The organism is Celeribacter neptunius, from assembly GCF_900113955.1.
Lineage (GTDB): Bacteria > Pseudomonadota > Alphaproteobacteria > Rhodobacterales > Rhodobacteraceae > Celeribacter > Celeribacter neptunius.
On record NZ_FORH01000002.1, the window covers coordinates 508470 to 523792 of the forward strand.

Consider the following 15323-nt stretch of genomic DNA (forward strand, 5'->3'; position numbering starts at 1 on the left):
CAGGCAGCGTCGCAACTCACGCGGCCGGGCATAACGCCGAAAAACGGCGCACCGGCACGACAATGATCCCTCGCTTTTCGCTCATCTCCGCCGCTGCCAATATGTCGTGAGCAGAACGAGCCCGGCGCCAACTGCGAGATCGAGGGCCCGGTTGATCGCCACGGCCAGAAAGACCGTGCCCGGTGAGGCCTGGATCAGCGTCGCGAGACCGGCGGCGATCGCCTCGTTCACGCCAAGACCCGCAGGTACGATGCCGACGGCAGCGCCAAGCGTCGGAGCCACCGCATAGAGCGCCGCCTCGACCCAGCCGATCTTGGCTCCGAGCGCGCCAAACGCCATGCTCAACCTGAGCATGGTCACGATCAGGCTGAGGAGCCGGACCGCCACCATAGCCATCAGATATCTTGGCGCGGCGGATCTCGACAGGAGCCACAGGACGCCGCAAATGGCGACAAAGCCTCCGCCCGCGATCCAGAGCCAGATTGCGCCGTCCAGCACCCAAAGCGCCGCGGCAGAGATCGTCACCGTTAGGCTCAGCGTGAGCACCGCCGTCAGAAGGACCAGACGCGTTGCCTCGCCAACCCCCGCACCGCTCTCGATGAGGGCCGCGCCACGCACGAGCGCCCCACCGGGGATGGGCAGGAGCTCGGCGACATTCGCGGTCGCGACCGTCTGCAGGGCCCGAGCATTCGAGATCCTGCGCCCGACCGCAGAGATGGTGATCCTGAAGGTCAGGGCCGCAACAATCAGCAATGCCGGTGTCAGGACCAGAAAGTTCACGGCGAGATGCACCGGCGACAGGCTGGACCATGTCAGATCCAGGCTGGCCACGGCCCAGATCGCACCGATGGTCAGGACCGCCAGCCCGACAGCCCCGAAGGCCCGGCGAACCGCGGGTTGTTTCAAGGCTGTCTTCAGCCGACCCACGGTATATATGCGGCCCTCAGGTTTCAGCGGTCTCACCAATATAATGGCGGGCAGTATCGCGGGCGACACGGTCCCAATTGTAATAGCTGGACGCGACATGGCGCGCCTTCTCGATAAATTCGGCCCGCCTCTCCGGCGACCAGGCCGCAATCTCCTCGATCTTGGCAACCCATTGATCGGCCTGCCCCGGAGCGAGCAGAAACCCCGTTTCCCCGTCCTTGACCGCGTCCTTTAGGCCACCATGCCCGGCGGCCACGACGACACCGCCGGCGACAGCCGTCTCCACCGCCACGAGACCGAAGCCTTCGAAAGACCCGTTGCCCTGATCGACATTCGGAATGATGACGCACATTGCAGCGGCCATATGGCGATGCAGCACGGCCTGCTCGAGACGGCCGAGAAAGCGCACGCGCGGCGTCTCGAGCGCCGCGCCTTCCCCGGCGTCCCAAATGGTGCCGGCCACCTCGACCTCCATGGTTTCGGGCAATCGCGGCAGTACATTCTCGGCAAACCAGCGGAAGCCTTTGAGTGGGATCAGCCGGCCCGAGAACAGGATTGTCTGATTGGGCGCCGCTGCGGAACCGTCCATTTGCGAGGCGATCTCTGCGGCCAGGGGCACGATGACCGTGTCCCGAAACCCCAGGGCTTCGGCCGCTCTGGCCGTGGCCCCGGAATTGGCGATCACGGTAACCGGCCCGAGCAGCCTGGCACCAAGCTTCAGATAGAGACGATAAAGCTTGCCCAGGAGGCCGTCCCGCGCGGCAAAGGACACATCCGTCCCATGCGCCGACAAGACGCGCCGCGCCGAGGGCTTTCTCAACCGGGCCGCCAGGGCGAGCGGCCAGCTTGCCATATCCGCGACATGGGTGACGGGGGCCGGATGCGCGCTCGACAGCAGGGAAAAGGCGGTTTTCGCACCAAAGCGCAGAAGCTCCCAGGCCCCCGGCGTGCTGCCGTCGGCATGCCCGGGCAGCGCGATCACCTCAACCTCGCCATAGGCCCGCAAGCGGTCACTCAGCTTTTCGGAATAGGTTTCCATCCCGCCCATGGCCGGGGGCCATTTCCGCGAAACGAATGTGATTCTGAAAGGCTCTGACATGACGGCATCTTAGGCGCCGCCATTCGAATGACAACGACCATAAACACCTGCCGTTTATATTCTTTTCGTCGTGATGGCGGGCCTCCGGACGCCTGTCAGCCACGCGGCCGGGTCCTGCGTCCTGCCCCCCGTCGCACCACGGGGCGCCCACGCCCCCGACCCGCAGGACCGGGGGGAGCAAGGCAGACGCGGAACCATGGCCTTGCCGCTCATCTGCGGCAAGACCGGTCCAAGCGTTACATCTTGCCGCCGTAGACCGGGAAGAAGCTGTACTCGCCGTAATCCTTGATCTTCTCCATGGATTTGAGGGTTTCCATGTCGTCGGCGGAAATCTCGAAATCCACTGCGGCGTTGTTTTCCATATGGGCCGGGTTGCCGGTCTTCGGCAGCGGCAGAAGCCCCAGCTGCAGGCAATAGCGAATACCGAGCTGCGGGATGCTGACGCCATATTTCTCGGCCATCGCGGCGACGTCCGCATTCTTGAACAGCTCACCGTGACCGACCGGGGAATAGGCCTCAACCAGAATGCCCTGGCTTTCGGTGTATTCGATCAGCGCGAAGGGCGTGTTGCTGATATGGGCGAGGATCTGGTTGATCATCGGCTTGACCGTGCCATTGTCGATCAGGTTGTCGAGATCTTCCTTTTGGAAATTCGACACGCCGATGGCGCGCAGCTTGCCGGCCTCATAGGCCTCTTCGAGCGCTTTCCAGGCCGCTCGGTTGCCTTCGAAAAACCGATCTTCCCCTGCGAAATCCTGCCAGGGTTGCGGGCTGTGAATGATCATCAGGTCGACATAGTCGAGCCCCATCAACGCGAGCGAGCCATCGATCGCGGCCTTGGCCTCGTCGTAGGATTTGATGCCGGCGTCGAGTTTCGTGGTGACGAAGAGCTCGTCGCGCGCGATGCCGCAGTCGCGGATGCCTTCGCCGACACCACGCTCATTGCCATAGGCCTGGGCGGTGTCGATATGGCGATAGCCAAGCTTGACTGCGGCTTTGACGGCATCGGCCACCTTGTCATCGTCGATCATCCAGGTGCCGAGGCCGAGTTTCGGAATTTCGACACCGTTGGAAAGGGTGTAGCTGTCTTGAAGGATCATCGGATCTTCCTTTCTGTCTTCCGTTTGGCCGCTCCGCGCTGCGGAACGGGGCCGCATCCCAAGCGCACCGCACGCTGCGGGTCGCCTGTGGAGCAGCCGATAGGTGATATTTTCATGCCGACACTCTAGCCGCATCGGCGAGCTATGATAATCGGGGCAAAATAGATGGCACTCATGATCAGAGATCATGAATGAGCGCTCGGATCGGGGGATTTGGGCGCCTGACAACCACGAGGCCTTATAGATACATAGGTACATAGGTACGAGGCTTTCCCGCGCACGTGTTTCAGCCGTCCAATTTTTCGAACCGGTAGGTCAGTGCGGCGCCGCCGGGCTGGACATAGGCCAGTTCCACAGTGGCCATGGCGAAAGGTTCGACAAAGCGGGCGTTGCGCAGCCCACCGGTGTCCAGCGGCTCGAACCCGATGTCACGGATCAGCTCGCCGGCGACCGCCTTGGCCTGTGCATCATCGCCATAGGTGAGCACCTGTGGCGCGGGCCTCTGGCCCTTTCGGGCAAAGACCGGCCGGAAACTCTCCGAAGGGGTGGTGTTGAAACAGGACACCCAACGTGCCCCGGGCCGCATCGTTGCCAGCTCCTCGGCCCCCGACGAGGTTGTCCCCACCACAAGCTCCGTGTCGCTCTCGTTGAGCGGCACACAGCAGTTCAGCACGAGCTTTCCGGCGAGATCCCCAGCCTGGTCAAGCACATCCGTCACCCGCGACCAATGCACGGCCAGAAGCAGCACCTCTGCGCCCGCCACCGTCTCGGCAACCGTGCCGCAGGACGCCCCTGCCTCGCGCGCCAGAGCTTCGAGCTTGGCCGTGCTGCGGGCATAGGAGAAACAGACCTCGTGACCGCAGGCGGCCCAGAGGCGGCCCAGCTTGCCGCCCATCAGGCCCGATCCCAAGATGCCGATTTTCATGCGCCTTTCCTTTCGATCACGGGCGTGCCCTGCGCCACCCTCTTATTCTGCCCGGCTCTCGAACACTTGCTTGGCAACCGGCAGCGCCGAGAAGACTTTCGGCCAGCCCGCATAGAATGCGAGATGCGACAGCATGGCGCCGGCTTCGTCCCGTGTCAGCCCGTTGTCCATCGCACGGTTCAGGTGAAATGTCATTTGTTCCGGCTGACCGGCGGCGATGAGAGCGGCCACGGTGACAAGGCTGCGGTCACGCGGCGCGAGATCGGGGCGCAACCACAGATCGCGGAACAGCAGCTCGCGGGTGTTGTCCACCACGCCGATGCTGACATCGCTGTAAAGCCCGCTGACGAGCTCTTCGCGCGCGTCCTCGGCCTCCTGGTTCAGCGGCAGCAGCTCGACCTCTGCGCCCGGCAGGCTCTCGGGCGTGATGCCGCGGGATTTGAACACGGGCGCGGCGGCGTCAGCGGCGGCGGTGGCGTTGCCAAGCCCGGTGTAGAAAGCGAGATGGGTGATCGTTTCGGAAAGCTCAGCGGGCGTCACACCGGCGTCCAGGGCCAGGGCCACGTAGCTTTCAAGGTTTTCGGTCTCGTGACGGGTCATGAGGGCTGCAAAGGTGACAAGCGCGCGGTCGCGCACGGACATCGCCTCGCTTTGCCACTCGGAGCCGAGGAGGGTCTCGCTGGTGTAGGCCTCAAGCGCCGGGGTGACTTGAGCGACGGAAGACGGCACGGTGTCGCGCACATCCTGCGCCAAAGCGGCGCTGGTCATGAGGGCAAAGGCGGAGGCGGCGATCGGGGTCTTTTTCAGCGGCTTTTTCAGGGGCTTTTTCGGGAACGTCATGGGGAACTCCTGTTGGGTTTCCACACATATGGGGCGGATCGGCCTGCGGTTAATGCCGCTCTGCATCACCCCAATCATGAGCCATTTTCATCAATGCTTTTAGAGCAGTTTTTCACGCCCGCTCGCGCAGGACCTCCAACACCAGGCTGAAGGCCGAAGACGGGCGTTGGCGGCTGGGATAGTAGAGGTGAAACCCCGGGAAATACGGAGAATAATCCCCGAGACATATCTGAAGCGCGCCGCTGTCGAGATGCGGTTTGGCGAGCCGTTCGGGAATGAGCGCCAGCCCATGCCCGTCGATCGCCGCACGCATCACCGGGTTGATGGTATTGAAACAGGCCTGACCTTTGACCTTCACATTGATCTCCTGGCCGTCCTTGTCCTCGAATTCCCAGACATAGAGCGCACCGTGAGTGGCCAGACGCAGGTTGATACAGCGATGCTCGGAGAGTTCCTGCGGCGTTTGCGGCACGCCCGCCACGTCGAAATACGCGGCCGCACCGACGCAGACCATGCGCTCGTCCGGACCGATCCGCATGGCGATCATCCCCTCGCTGACCTGATCGCCATAACGCACCCCGGCGTCGCATTGCGAGGCGGCCAGGTCCGTGTAGCCATAATCCATGACGAACTCGATATTGACGGAAGGGTATTTTTTCAGGATCGGCGACAGTTTCGGCCAGAGAATGGTCTCGATCGCATATTCCACCCCCACGATCCGCACCGTGCCCGTCGGCTCGTCCTGCGCATCATTGAGCGCCTGAAGCCGGTTCTCGATCTTTTCGAAACAGGGGGTCAGCGTGGCAAGCAGATCCTCGCCCTCGAACGTCGGGGCGACCGTGCGAGTCGTGCGCGTCAGAAGCCGCAGACCGAGCCGTTGTTCCAGCCCCTTGATCGTATGGCTCAGCGCCGATTGTGACACGTTCAGCCGCGCCGCCGCCCTGGTGAAACTCCGCTCTTCGGCGACGGCGGCAAAGGCGATCAGGTCGTTAATATTCTCGCGTATCATGAGGGAGGCCGGGGATTGGGAGGTGAGGATCAAACGGATTTCCTCATATATATGTGCCTGCCTCATAAAGTCGACGGATTATGCGGAGATCGGGTTGTGCGGAGACGCCCATCTGCGGGGCAGGCCTCTGTGACGGAGCCATCGCCGGAGATGGCAAGAACCGCCCCCGCCCGCGGACCATTCATGACCGCGCCTCATGAATGGCTTGAACGGAACACCGATTATCGCGCACCAGATTTGCCCCATCTTGGTGTCATGCGTTTCTGAACCCCGTTTCGAGAGAGAGGATGCCATGTGCCAAGCATGCAATGAAAGATCTGCCCAACACCTGACGCGTGAGGGAGAGAGCCGTCGCGGCTTCCTGACCGCCGGGGCCGCCGCCCTCGCGGCCCCCCTGACCATTCCCGCCCTGTCCGGCGCGGCCCATGCGCAAGATGCCCCCTCTGCCCTTGCGGAAAGCCGGGTGCAATCCTGGGCCGCCTTCGACACGAGCGGCTCTTTCGCGCCGCACACGATCCCCCGCCGTGCGGCCGGGCCGAAAGATATGGTGGTCGAAATCTTGTACAGCTCGATCTGCCATTCCGACATTCACACCTACAAGGGCGACTGGGGCATGCCGCAGTTTCCGCTGGTGCCGGGGCATGAGATGGTCGGACGCGTCACCGGGGTCGGCTCGGAGGTGACCAAATTCCGCGAAGGCGATTACGCCGGTGTCGGCACCATGGTCGACAGCTGTGGCACCTGTGCCAATTGTCTTGCCGATCGCGAACAGAACTGCCTGAACGGCACGACCTTCACCTATAATTCCGCCGACAAGCTCTCGGGCGGCGTGACCTATGGCGGCTATTCCAGAAAGATTGTCGTCAAGGAAGACTTTGCCCTGCGCATCCCGCCGGGGGTCGATCTCGCCGGGTTCGCGCCGCTTCTGTGCGCCGGCATCACCACGTTTTCGCCGATCAACCATTGGGATCTGCGGCCGGGTCAGCGCTATGGCGTGATCGGCATGGGCGGCCTCGGCCGCCTCGCAGTAAAGCTCGCCGCCGCAAAAGGCGCCGAAGTCGTGGTTTTCACCACCTCCGAGGACAAGCTCGAAGACGCGAAAACCTTCGGTGCGGCCGAGGCCTATCTCTGGTCCGACGAAGACGCCATGCGCCGCCAGAGGGGCAGTTTCGATCTGATGCTCTCCACCGTGCCGGTCGCTTATCCGATGCAACCCTTCCTCAACCTGCTCAAACTCGACAAGACCCTGGTCAATGTCGGGGCGCTGTTTCCGGTCGAAGGCGCGCATGGCATGATGATGGGCTTCGGACGGCAAAGCCTTGCCGGATCGATGACCGGCGGGATCGCCGAAACCCAGGCGGTGATCGATTTCGCCGCACATCACGGGATTGCCGCCAGCTATGAAATGATCGCACCGGAGCAGATCGGCGCGGCCTGTCAAAAGGTCGTCAACAAAGAGGCGCGCTACCGCTATGTTATCGACATGACGCAGGCGTGATGCCAATCATGCGAGGCGGATCACAGGACCCGCCTTGCGCGACCCGACAGTATCTTGTCGGAATCTTTGCAGAATTTTATCGGAGCGACTGAATGGACCGGCGCAAATTTCTCATCTGGGGGCATGCCATCATCTGCTCGCTCGGCCTATCTCTGCCGGCCACGGCTGAAGAGAGCGGCAACACGTTTCGAAAAGGAAGCACCATGACGGAAATCCAATTCATTCTCGGCTCGGAGCGCCTCTTCGCAACGCTTGACGACAGCCCCGCGGCACGGGACTTCGCCGCGATGTTGCCTCTCGAGCTGACCCTCTCGGATTATCACGGGACCGAAAAAATCGCAGATCTGCCGCGCAAGCTCGACACCACGGGCGCACCGGCGAGCTACAAGCCGGAGACGGGAGATATCACTCTCTACGCGCCCTGGGGCAATCTCGCGATCTTTTACAAACCCTTCCAGAGCTCACGCGGGCTTGTCCGTCTGGGCCGTTTTGACGGGTCGATTTCAGCCTTGCTCAAGGACGGAGACTTTCCGGTTCGCATCGAAATCGTGGAGTGAAGCGGCCTCTCGCCCCCGCGCGGGCGTGACGGCGCTGCGATGAACGCGGCCCCAAAGCACCGAGGGGACATGGCCCTCTTCGCCCGCATGGCAAGGTCTCCGGCCAGCCCCGCCCTGCATGACTGTCCTGAAAAATTTTGCGTATATGCAAATTGAATGCTAATACGCAAAAAAGGGGAGACATGTAGAGAGGCCTGTCATGCGCAAGAACGACCTGATACCGACCGGCGCCAGCATCCCGAAGGCGCACCCCGCCGAGGATATCGGCCGCAACCTGAAAGCTCTGCGTCAGGCGCGCGGGATGTCCCTGACCGCCTCCGCAGCGCGTTGTTCGGTTTCGGCGGCGACCCTGTCACGGATCGAGAACGGTCTTCTGTCTCCGACCTATGATGTCATTTCAAAAATCTGCGAAGGCTTTGAAATCGGCATCCGTGATCTGATCGGCTATGGCGACCGGGTGGCGCTGAGCGGCTGGACCAGCGCAACGCGCGCCGGAGCGGGTCGGATCGTCGAAACCCCGCATTATCGCTTTGAGCTGCTGTGCGACGAGATTCTGGCCAAACCGTTTCTGGTGTTCCGGGCGGATATTCTCTGTCGCTCGATGGCCGAATTCGGCGCGCTTCAGTCCCACGCGGGGCAAGAGCAGATCGTTGTCCAGAGCGGCCGCGTCGAAGTCTGGATCGAGCAATACAAGCCCCGCCTGCTGGACGCGGGCGACAGCCTGGCCTTTGACAGCCGGCTGGGACATGCCGTGATCTCGGTCGGGGGAGACACGCCGGCCCGTGTCCTCTGGATCTGCGACTCGCAGGAGGTCAGGTGATGGCCGGGAAACCGCCTGTGGTCGTCATTGGCGCCGGGGTCGTCGGCGTTCTGACCGCCTATTCTCTGGCGAAACGAGGCCGCTCCGTGACCGTGATCGACCGCGCGCCCGCCCCCGCCGAGCTGTGCAGCCGCGCCAATGCCGGCATCCTCGCCGTCGGTCATGCCAAGGCCTGGGCCGGCCCCGCGGCGCGCGGATCGATCCTGCGGGCCCTTGCGGGGCGCGAGCCCGGCGTCGCGATCACACGGCTGATGGATATCGCTCTCTGGCGATGGGGCGCGGAATTTCTCCGCAATTGCAGCGCCCGGGCCCATGCGGCCAATTCGGCCAAGCTGCAAAGGCTCAGCCGTTACAGCCGCGCGCTGACAAAGCGGATCGAGGCCGATCTCGACCTGCCCTCCGAGCTGCGTCACGACGGTGGTCTGTACCTGTTTCAAAACCAGGCCCAGTTCGCCGCCCATTCCGCTTCGCTTGGCAAAGATGGCAGTCATGGGATGGACGGTCATGGAGAAGATCGTGCCATGAAGGCGCTGCCCCCCGAGGCCCTGAGTGGCAAGGACCCGGCCTTGGCGCAGTTGCCGATGCACTTGGCCGGCGGCCTGTTCAGCCCGCTGGATTCCGTGGGCGACTGTCACGCCTTCACCCGGCGCGTGGCCGCCGCGCTCGCCGAGAGGCCGGGTGTGTCGTTCCGCTTTGGTGTCAACGTGACGGGGTTCGAACGACACGGCGCCCGTCTCGATACGGTGCTGACGGATCAGGGGCCGGTTCAGGCCGAGGCCGTGGTGCTGGCAACCGGGGTTGACACCCCGACGCTCAGCCGCAGCCTCGGGGTCCGGCCAAAGATCTACCCGGTCAAAGGCTATTCGGGCACCTGGAAGATCCTGGATGACACCCGCATTCCGCACCTGCCCTTCATCGATGAAACCGCGCTGATGGCCGTCGCCAGCTACGGCGGCCGGTTGCGCGTCACCGCCCTCGCGGAATTTGCGGGGCACGACACCTCCCTGCCCGAGGCGCGCAGAAAGCTGCTGCAGGACTATGTCGCCGGCACATTCGGCGATGCCGTCGATCTCGACCGGGCAGAATTCTGGACCGGGCTTCGGCCCAGTACACCCGCAGGCCCGCCCTATCTGGGACGGGTCCGGAAAATCGACAACCTCTGGATCAATGCCGGTCACGGTCAGCTTGGCTGGACCATGGCCGCCGGCTGCGCCGAGCTTCTCGCCGCGCGCCTGACCGGAGACCAGACCGAAATCGACACTGTCTCCTCAACCGCCCCTTGGCTCGACGCGATATAGGAAATCGAACATGACCCCGCAGATGATCACCTATGACGATGTAATCTCCCGCCTGACATGGCCTGAGGCCGTCGAAACCCTGAGGGCTGGCCATCTCTTGCCGAAGGCCGAGGTGGGCGACCTATTTCTCGGGCCACCGGAGGGCACATTGCTGAGCCGTGCGGCCTATATCGAAGGGCTCGGATACGGTCTGAAATCGGTCACCGTCTTTGGCCGGAACCCGCAGGCCGGCTTGCCGAGCGTGCAAGGGGCGATGTTCGTCTTCGAACCCGAACACGGCCAGCTCCAGGCGATTATCGAGAGCCGTCTCGTGACTGAGTTCAAGACCGCTGCGGATTCCGTCTTGGGCGCCACCCTGCTGGCCCGTCCCGACAGCCAGAGCCTGTTGATCGTCGGGGCAGGCACCGTGGCCCGCAGCCTGATCCGTGCCTATAGCGCCGTTATGCCCTCGCTCAGACGCATCGGCATCTGGTCGCGCCGTGCCGCGCAAGCCGACGCCCTGGCACAGGAATTCGACCTCGACGGGATCGAGGTCCTGGCCGAACCGGATCTCCCCGCTGCCGCGGCGCGGGCGGATATCATCTCGACCGCGACGATGGCCCGCGACCCGATCCTGAAGGCGGATTGGGTCAGGCCCGGGACCCATGTCGACCTCATCGGCGCCTTCAAGGCCGACATGCGCGAAGCGGATGATGCGCTGATCTCCACCGGCTCCCTCTATGTCGACAGCCGGGACACGACGATTGATCATATCGGCGAGTTGAAAATCCCGATTGCAGCGGGCGTGATCACCGCCGAGGCGGTCAGAGGCGACCTTTACGATCTCATCAAGAGCCCCGCTTGCGGCCGGCAAAAGGCGGAGGAGATCACCATATTCAAGAACGGTGGCGGGGCGCATCTCGATCTGATGATCGCACGGTTCATCGCGGCGCGGGCCGAGAGAGAAGCGGGCTGACGGGGACAAGCCCCGCACCGCCCGAAAATCATCCCAGCGTCTACGCCGGTGGCCGCCCTGCCCGGCTGCCCGGCTTCAGTCGATTTGTTCGGGCAAAGATTAAAGTGGCGAACTGACGACCGAGGACATCACAAAAGAATGCCGCGTTTCGAAATCGCTCGTCTACAAATGGCGCTTGGGTGTCGCGCGGCACCCAAGCGCCCTTCGCCCCCTTCAACAAAGCCGACCTTTGCTGAGGTCATGTAGGATCATGTCGACGAGGCTTTTCCGGCGGAACATGCAGGAGAAGAGCTGATCCGGCTGCGAGGCGGCGGCGTCGGTCTCACCTTGCCAGCGAGCTGATCGGGAACATCCCAACAGCGGAAGCGGAGGTAAATTTCTGTGCAGTTCTCATTTCTCGACCAAGACGGTCACCTCAATACTCCAACCTCGTCCATGCTGCATCGTTCAGGGATGACCGTACGCAGACCTCAATGAATTGCATGCCTGCGAGGCCCTCGGACATGCCGGGGAGAACCGTTGAAATCTGACGCTTCTTTTGCGCGGCCCGTATTGCTACGGCCGCCTCGGTGTAGATATTGGCGAAGGCTTCGAGATAGCCTTCGGGATGGCCGCCGGGCGTGCGGCTTACGGCATTGGCGGAGGCGCTCGCCCCTGCGCCAGATCGGGTCAAAAGCTGTTTTGGCGCACCAAAAGGCGTAAACCAAAGCACGTTCGGCGCCTCTTGCGCCCATTCCAGCCCGCCGGTTTCACCGTAGACCTTGAGGCTCAGGGCATTTTCATTGCCCACGGCGACCTGAGAACACCAGAGCATTCCTCTGGCGCCGCCCTCAAACCGCAACATCACATGTGCATTGTCATCGACCGCGCGCCCCGGCACGAAACTTTGTAAATCGGCAGCGAGGCTGTCGACCCTGAGCCCGGACACGAAACAGGCAAGGTTGTGCGCATGGCTACCGATGTCACCCACGGCGCCGCCAAGCCCCGCCCGTGCCGGATCGGTGCGCCAGTCGGCCTGTTTGCCACCCGTATCATCAGCCAGCCAGTCCTGTGCATACGCGACCTGCACCACGCGGATTTTGCCGAGATCGCCACGGGCGATCATCTCGCGGGCCTGACGGATCATCGGATAGCCGGTGTAATTGTGGGTGAGGATGAAAAGCGCATCGCTGTCGTCTGCGACCTGAGCCAGCTCCTGTGCCTGTTCCATCGTGGCCGTCAGCGGCTTGTCGCAAATTACGTGGATGCCACGTCTCAGAAAGGCCGCCGCCGCCACGCCATGTACATGGTTCGGCGTCACGATGGCCACCGCCTCGATCCCGTCTGCCCGCGCGGCCTCACGCTCTGCCATCTCATCGAAAGAGCCGTAGCACCGCGTGGGATCAAGCCCCAGTGCCAGACCGCTGTCCCGCGCTTTCTTAGGTGTCGAGGACAGCGCCCCCGCGACCAGTTCGAACTCCCCATCAAGCCGCGCGGCATAGCGATGCACCGCGCCGATAAAGGCGTCCTTGCCGCCGCCAACCATGCCCAGCCGGATTTTTGTCATTGCGAAATCCCCAGCATCTTGCGGTTGGCTGCGTCATCCGCGCCGGAGGCCGCGAAATCGTCAAAGGCGCGCTCCGTGACGCGAATGATATGGTCGCGCACGAACTCAGCCCCTTCGCGGGCACCATCCTCGGGATGTTTGAGGCAGCATTCCCATTCCACCACGGCCCAGCCATCGAAATCATTGGCCGTGAGTTTGGAGAACACGGCCTTGAAATCCACCTGCCCGTCGCCCGGGCTGCGGAAACGGCCTGCACGGTCCGGCCAAGGCTGAAACCCGCCATACACGCCCTGACGTCCGGTCGGATTGAACTCGGCATCCTTGACGTGGAACATGCGGATACGGTCGCGGTAAATGTCGAGGTTGTCGAGATAATCGAGGCATTGCAGCACGTAGTGCGACGGGTCATAGAGCATACAGGCACGGGGATGATGATCGACCCGATCGAGGAACATCTCGTAGCTCACGCCATCATGCAGATCTTCGCCGGGGTGAATCTCGTAACAGATATCCACCCCGCAGTCCTCGGCGTGATCGAGGATAGGCCGCCAGCGCGCCGCCAATTCGTCAAATGCCGCCTCGACAAGCCCCCTCGGACGCTGCGGCCACGGGTAGAGGTAGGGCCATGCCAAAGCGCCAGAAAAGCTCGCCATCGCGGTGAGCCCGAGATTGGCCGAGGCGCTCAGGGTCTTTTTGACCTGATCCACCGCCCATATCTGACGCGCTTTCGGGTTGCCACGCAGTGCAGCAGGCGCGAAGCCGTCGAAAGCGGGATCATAGGCCGGGTGCACGGCCACAAGCTGCCCCTGAATATGCGACGACAGTTCCGTGACGCGCACGCCGTTCTCTTCCGCCTGCCCACGCCAGTCGTCGCAATAGGTCTTGCTTGTCGCCGCCTTGTCCAGATCGATGAGAGAGGGTTCGCCAGAGGGCACCTGCACCCCGATATAGCCACAGCCTGCTGCCCATCGGGTGATTTCTTCCCACGAATTGAACGGGGCCTGATCGCCGACGAATTGCGCCAGAAAAAGCGCTGGTCCCTTGATGGTTTTCATCTCTGCCTCTCTTTCTCAGAGCCGCCCCGCACCCAGATCTTCCGCCAAAGCACGACAGGCACGCACGCAAAGGGCCATCGAGGTCAACGTGGTGCCCGCGACGCCGCTGGTGCAGAAACTCGAGGCATCCGCGACCACGACGTTCGGCGCATCCCACAGGCGGTTGAGCGGGTCGACAACAGAGGTTGCCCGGTCTTCGCCCATGCGCGCACCGCCGGTTTCATGAATGGCAGCCCCCATGATCATCGTGCGTTTGAACCATGTGCGGAACATGAAGCGGCTGAACGGATCGACATCCGGATAGGCCCCGCGCCCCATTTCGCGCAGGCCCAGCGGAGAGCCGATGAATTCGAGATCAATCCCGGTGTGTTCTGCCAGATCGACCAGTGTGTCGACCTGATCGCGGAGTGTCGCCTTGTCCGCCTCGGAGAGTTTGCAGCGCAGATGCGGCACCGGCAGGCCCCAGGCATCCTTTTTGTGCGGTGCAAGCGTGATCCGGTTCTGAACATCCGGCATCATCTGGCCAAAGCCAAAGGCCGAGAACCGCGCGGGCGTGTCGTCCGGCACAGGCATACGCCCCACCGACATCTGATAGTCGAACAGCGTGGAGGCCTCTCCCTCCGGCGTAAAGGCGCGCGGCAGGAACATGCCGCCCGAGGGCGGGTAAAACGGATCTTCGGGGGCGGCCTGATCGACGGACCAGCCCTGGGATTTTTCATAGGCCCCGACTGCTAGGCAGGGGAGTTGATCCATGAAATAGCGGCCCAACGCCCCCGACGAATTGCCCAAGCCCTCCGGATGTCCCGCCTGGGCGGACATCAGCATCAAGCGCACGGTTTCGATGGCGGAGGCGCAGAGCACCACAGAGGATGCCGCAACGGTTTCGACAGCTCCGGTCTTGGCATCGAGAACCTCGACCCCTGTCGCGCGCCCAGCTCCGGCATCCGTGACGATCTTGCGCACAATGCTGTTATAGCGCACCGTCAGGTTGCCCGTTGCCTGCGCGGCCCGAATGGGCGAGGGCGTACGTTCCGGTTCCGGTGCGATGTAGCGCCATGTGGTGATCCGGCGATCCGGCCATTTGGCTTCGACGTCGGCCTTGAAGATTGTCTCGGCCGGGTTCAGATGCGCCTCATGGGCATAGACTCCATCCGGCAGGGTCGGCACATTGTCCTCTTGGCCGTAGAGTTTCATGAAGGTTTCGATCTCGGCGTAGAAACTTTTGAGATCGTCATAGGAAATTGGCCAATCCGCCCCCTGCCCGGTCCGGCTTTTCAGTTTGAAATCGTCATCGGTCCAGCGCAGCAACACCCGCCCGAAAGTATGAATACGCCCCCCGGATTGTTTACCCCGGATCCACAGAAACGGTGCGTCCTTGTCCGAGCTGTAGGGATTCTTGCGGTCATTGACGAAGAGATGCGCGAGCTTTTCGGAAAAGAACGCAGCGCGGGCCTGCACCGGTTGCCCCTTGAGGGTCGCCCGTGCCCGTTCCCAGATGTTGATATCGCTTTGCGGCGGCTTTTTTCGGGCCGGGTCGAACGCTTCGGGGCCAACCTCACGCCCGGCCTCCAGCAAAAGGACCTTCAGCCCTTTTTCGGTCAATTCCTTCACGGCAAATGAGCCCGTCGGCCCGGAGCCGATTACAATCGCATCATAGCGAGTTTGCGTCATAAGAGTCTCCATAGGGCCGATCA

Annotated in this window: 13 protein-coding genes and 1 pseudogene; 5 read left to right on the forward strand and 9 right to left on the reverse strand. The window is 62.8% G+C overall.

The genetic code is table 11. The features are described from left to right. Positions 1 to 81: 81 nt before the first annotated feature. The 6 genes and pseudogenes from BM151_RS08570 to BM151_RS08595 all read right to left on the reverse strand — a co-directional run bounded on the left by BM151_RS08570 (position 82) and on the right by BM151_RS08595 (position 5900). Positions 82 to 906 (reverse strand): hypothetical protein, encoded by an 825-nt coding sequence (locus BM151_RS08570; RefSeq protein WP_143093076.1) that lies wholly within the window; start codon positions 904 to 906, stop codon positions 82 to 84. Between the two features lie 37 nt (positions 907 to 943). After that, a complete protein-coding gene (locus tag BM151_RS08575) occupies positions 944 to 1975 on the reverse strand; it encodes a glycosyltransferase family 4 protein (protein WP_177213072.1) in 1032 nt (343 codons plus the stop codon). 287 nt (positions 1976 to 2262) lie between these two features. Next, the gene (locus BM151_RS08580) at positions 2263 to 3126 is read right to left on the reverse strand and encodes an aldo/keto reductase (RefSeq protein WP_090060009.1); all 864 of its coding nucleotides are present in this window, start codon (positions 3124 to 3126) and stop codon (positions 2263 to 2265) included. A 286-nt stretch (positions 3127 to 3412) separates the two neighbouring features. Beyond that, positions 3413 to 4060: pseudogene (locus tag BM151_RS08585) on the reverse strand (NADPH-dependent F420 reductase); the annotation flags it as partial. Positions 4061 to 4093: 33 nt separating this feature from the next. Then, a complete protein-coding gene (locus BM151_RS08590; RefSeq protein WP_090060012.1) occupies positions 4094 to 4891 on the reverse strand; it encodes a carboxymuconolactone decarboxylase family protein in 798 nt (265 codons plus the stop codon). A gap of 112 nt (positions 4892 to 5003) precedes the next feature. Then, positions 5004 to 5900, reverse strand: coding sequence for a LysR family transcriptional regulator (locus BM151_RS08595; protein ID WP_090060140.1), 897 nt, complete (start codon positions 5898 to 5900; stop codon positions 5004 to 5006). Positions 5901 to 6192: 292 nt separating this feature from the next. Between BM151_RS08595 and BM151_RS08600 the strand changes: the two genes are divergently transcribed. From BM151_RS08600 to BM151_RS08620, 5 genes are all read left to right on the forward strand, one after another. After that, the gene (locus BM151_RS08600) at positions 6193 to 7398 is read left to right on the forward strand and encodes an NAD(P)-dependent alcohol dehydrogenase (protein ID WP_090060014.1); all 1206 of its coding nucleotides are present in this window, start codon (positions 6193 to 6195) and stop codon (positions 7396 to 7398) included. 203 nt (positions 7399 to 7601) lie between these two features. Continuing rightward, the gene (locus BM151_RS08605; protein ID WP_090060141.1) at positions 7602 to 7955 is read left to right on the forward strand and encodes a cyclophilin-like fold protein; all 354 of its coding nucleotides are present in this window, start codon (positions 7602 to 7604) and stop codon (positions 7953 to 7955) included. 199 nt (positions 7956 to 8154) lie between these two features. After that, complete coding sequence (locus BM151_RS08610; RefSeq protein ID WP_090060015.1) at positions 8155 to 8775, forward strand: helix-turn-helix domain-containing protein; 621 nt, start codon at positions 8155 to 8157, stop codon at positions 8773 to 8775. Further along, positions 8775 to 10073 carry an FAD-dependent oxidoreductase gene (locus BM151_RS08615; RefSeq protein ID WP_090060017.1) on the forward strand — a complete coding sequence of 433 codons (1299 nt, stop codon included), beginning with the start codon at positions 8775 to 8777 and terminating at the stop codon, positions 10071 to 10073. The genes BM151_RS08610 and BM151_RS08615 overlap by 1 nt, the downstream gene beginning before the upstream one ends. 10 nt (positions 10074 to 10083) lie before the next feature. Next, positions 10084 to 11028, forward strand: a complete 945-nt coding sequence (locus BM151_RS08620; protein ID WP_090060018.1) for an ornithine cyclodeaminase family protein — start codon at positions 10084 to 10086, stop codon at positions 11026 to 11028. Between the two features lie 415 nt (positions 11029 to 11443). Here BM151_RS08620 and BM151_RS08625 read toward each other — a convergent pair whose 3' ends face one another. From BM151_RS08625 to BM151_RS08635, 3 genes are read right to left on the reverse strand one after another with little or no spacing between them, the layout of a single operon-like run. After that, positions 11444 to 12574, reverse strand: a complete 1131-nt coding sequence (locus BM151_RS08625; RefSeq protein ID WP_090060020.1) for a Gfo/Idh/MocA family protein — start codon at positions 12572 to 12574, stop codon at positions 11444 to 11446. After that, entirely contained in the window at positions 12571 to 13629 is a 1059-nt protein-coding gene (locus tag BM151_RS08630; protein WP_090060021.1) for a sugar phosphate isomerase/epimerase family protein, read from the reverse strand. Before BM151_RS08630 ends, BM151_RS08625 begins: the two co-directional genes overlap by 4 nt. Positions 13630 to 13644: 15 nt before the next feature. After that, positions 13645 to 15300 carry a GMC oxidoreductase gene (locus BM151_RS08635; protein WP_090060023.1) on the reverse strand — a complete coding sequence of 552 codons (1656 nt, stop codon included), beginning with the start codon at positions 15298 to 15300 and terminating at the stop codon, positions 13645 to 13647. Between the last annotated feature and the right edge of the window lie 23 nt (positions 15301 to 15323).